The sequence below is a fragment of the uncultured Allofournierella sp. genome (assembly GCA_944382705.1).
Classification (GTDB): domain Bacteria; phylum Bacillota; class Clostridia; order Oscillospirales; family Ruminococcaceae; genus Allofournierella.
This window is the reverse complement of record CALWNE010000024.1, coordinates 1-3,111: the sequence shown is the minus strand read 5'-3', so window position 1 is coordinate 3,111 and position 3,111 is coordinate 1. Positions and strand designations below refer to the sequence as shown.

Genomic DNA, 3,111 nt, shown 5'->3' with positions numbered 1-3,111 from the left:
ATTTTTGAGTGGGCTTCGGTGTCTGGTTCTTCGGGGCCCAGTTTTACCACCGTGGCGGCGGTACAAACCCATTTTGGAGGACAGTGGGAAGCATACGGTGTGGGCCGTGTGCTGGCTGGTTTGGATGTCAGCCAGACGGAATTTGGTACCGTAGGCAAAACCGGCGGCGCAAAGACCCATACCCTGGTGGAAGCGGAGCTGCCTGTGATCAGCGGCCGCATTCATTCCGGCGAAGGCGGATATGGGGCTACCGGAGGCGGCTATGGCAATATCCGCTCCTGCACCGGTGCGTTTACCGCAACCGCTGAATCTCAATACCGACTGGGCACACAGGCTGGCCAAAAGTGGGCAAACTCTGCAAATTCCTACCAATATGCGGATCTGCAATTTGGCGGCAATCAGGCCCACAACAACCTGCCGCCTTATATTACGGTATACCGATACCGCAGAATTGCGTAACAGAAGGGGGCATAGCGGCATGGAATGGCAGACCCCTAAAACCGATTGGAAGGTAGAGGACACTTTTTATCTTGACCGGGATTACCGGCGTATCCGGGGGAATCTGGACTACCTGAGAAATGAGGCAGCAAGGGTGGTGGGCCCTGTGGCATACACTTGGACGGAATGGGAGCAACGGCAGGTGCCGCTGGCTAGCTTTTTTAACCAGGTGGAGGAAAACCTTGCGGCGGCGGCAGAGGCCGTTCAGCAGAGAACCAGTTACCAGACCCGCCAATTTGGCCCGGAGATGGCTGTATGGGATTGGCGTGATTTGAACCGGATTGAGAGTATGACAAGACAGATAGCCTTGGATTTAAAGGCGATTGAGCAGGGCCAGGCAAAGCTGGCTTTTTGTTTGGGAGGTGGTTTACTTGGCTCGTACCTTTAAGGATTTAAAGGTGGATGAACAGGACGGAAAGGTGTATGTGACACTGCACAACCGAGACGGAAGTGTGGCCCTTCGGGATGTTGCGGTGGAGGTAAGCAGTAAGATTGTGCAGCAGGGGGATGCCTGGAACGCAGCGGCAGCCAATTTACTGCTGCGGCTGGACGAGGAGGGGAAGCCCCAACTGGCTTTGACCCCTGCCCAGATTGGTGCGGCGGAGGCTGTTCATACCCACAATTATGCGGGGGCTGCCAGTGCCGGGGGTGCGGCTGCAACGGCGCTGGCCTGCACAGGCAATGCAGCCACGGCCACCAAGTTGCAGACCGCACGAAGTTTGACCCTTGGAAAAACCGGCAAGAATTTTGACGGCACAGCCAATGTGACATGGACGCTGGCTGAGATGGGGATTCTGGATTTTGTGTACCCTGTTGGAAGCATTTTTGAGTGGGCTTCGGTATCCGGCGCTACGGGGCCAAGCCTGACCACCGTGGCGGCAGTACAAGCTCATTTTGGAGGACAGTGGGAAGCATATGGTGTGGGCCGTGTGCTGGCTGGCTTGGATGCCAGCCAGACGGAATTTGGAACCGTAGGCAAAACCGGCGGTGCAAAGACCCACAAACTGGTGGAAGCGGAGCTGCCCGTTATCAGCGGCCGGATTCATTCCGGCGAAGGTGCCTATGGGGCTACCGGTGGCGGCTATGGTAATATCCGTTCCTGCACCGGTGTCTTTACCGGCTCGGCCCAGTCCCAGTACCGGCTTGGTACCCTGGCAAAGCAGCAATGGGTGATGGCAGGTAACAGCCCGGAGCTTTCGTACCAGTACGCAGACCTGAAGTTTGGTGGAAACCAGGCCCACAACAACTTACAGCCCTATATTACCGTGTACCGTTACCGGAGAATAGGGTAACAGAAGGGAGTGAAGGATATGTTGTTTTTTGCAATAGGAGTGATGGCAGGTGTAGCGGTTGGTTTTTTGGCAGCGTCGTTGCTGCGGATGAGTGAGTGACATACAAACAGAAAGGAAGTACGGAATTGATGAAGTTGATTGATGTATCCAAATGGCAGGGCAGTTCCATTGATTGGGCCAAGGTGAAGGCAGCAGGCATTGAGGGCGCCATGCTGCGGGCTGGCTACGGCAAGCACGCCAGCCAGAAGGACCCTACCTTTGAGCGGAACTATGCCGAGTGCAAGCGGCTGGGCATTGCTGTGGGTGTCTACTGGTACAGCTATGCTGCCAGCACCGCCGAGGCCCAGCAGGAGGCCCAGGCATTTTTGCAGGTGATTGCCGGCAAGCAGTTTGAATTGCCGGTGGCCTATGACATTGAGTATGAGCCCTGCATCCTGGCCCAGAGCACGGCCCAGCGCACCCAGCTGGTTAAAACTTTTTTGGGCCAGGTGGAGCAGGCTGGCTACTATGGGATGCTGTACGCCAGCACGGATTTTGTGGCCAACAAGCTGAATTACAAGGAGCTGACCCGGTACGATGTGTGGGCGGCTCAGTACGGCCCCCAATGCACCTGCCCCATGGCCTATGGCATCTGGCAACATTCCAGCACCGGCAAGGTGGATGGCGTTGCGGGTGATGTGGATCTGGATATTGCCTACAAGGATTATCCGGGCATTATGAAGGCGGCTGGCCTGAATGGCTTTGCCAAATCTCCCGGTCAGCCTGCCGGTGATGGTTCCGGCGCAGCGCAGACCAGACCCCCGGAACAGCAGGAGCAGCCCGATAAGGCAGAACTTTTTACCCTTTGCGTGGGTCCCATGAGTTCTGGGGATTTTGCCGTGATGCATAAGCTGGTACTGGACAAGGCTGCCCAGCTGGGCAACATCCCGGTAAAGGCAGCGTAAGGAGGAAGCATGGTGGAGAAGGTGTTGAATGTGTACAATGCGCTGGTAGGGGGTGTGGTCATGCTGCTGAGCGGCATCCTGGGAGAGTATTGGTATCTGTTTGCGGCTTTTTTGGCGCTGAATATGCTGGACTGGTTCAGCGGATGGGCCAAAAGCAGGGTGCTGCACAAGGAAAGCAGCCAGGCGGGCTTGCAGGGCATTGTGAAGAAAACTGGCTACTGGGCGGTGATTGCAGCGGCTTTTTTGATTGCCCACGCTCTTACCCGATTGAGCAGCGATATGCTGGGAGTGCGGCTGGAATTTTTGCAGATGCTGGGCTGGTTTACTCTGGCCAGTTTTTTGGTGAATGAAGCCCGGAGCATCTGCGAGAATTTTGT

The 3,111-nt window shown here is 56.1% G+C and carries 5 protein-coding genes; all 5 read left to right on the top strand.

The window, feature by feature from the left end; translation table 11 throughout:
• Positions 1-459 (top strand): phage baseplate protein (locus tag ACH2EM_RS03340; protein WP_395150659.1); only part of this gene is annotated, 459 nt, incomplete at its 5' end.
• Between the two features lie 19 nt (positions 460-478).
• Positions 479-886: a hypothetical protein gene (locus ACH2EM_RS03335; RefSeq protein WP_395150658.1), complete on the top strand. Its 408-nt coding sequence runs from the start codon at positions 479-481 to the stop codon at positions 884-886.
• A complete protein-coding gene (locus ACH2EM_RS03330; RefSeq protein WP_395150657.1) occupies positions 870-1,790 on the top strand; it encodes a phage baseplate protein in 921 nt (306 codons plus the stop codon). The genes ACH2EM_RS03335 and ACH2EM_RS03330 overlap by 17 nt, the downstream gene beginning before the upstream one ends.
• 128 nt (positions 1,791-1,918) lie before the next feature.
• The gene (locus tag ACH2EM_RS03325) at positions 1,919-2,734 is read left to right on the top strand and encodes a glycoside hydrolase family 25 protein (RefSeq protein ID WP_395150660.1); all 816 of its coding nucleotides are present in this window, start codon (positions 1,919-1,921) and stop codon (positions 2,732-2,734) included.
• Positions 2,735-2,743: 9 nt separating this feature from the next.
• On the top strand, positions 2,744-3,111 hold a 368-nt coding region (locus ACH2EM_RS03320), incomplete at its 3' end, for a phage holin family protein (protein ID WP_395150656.1).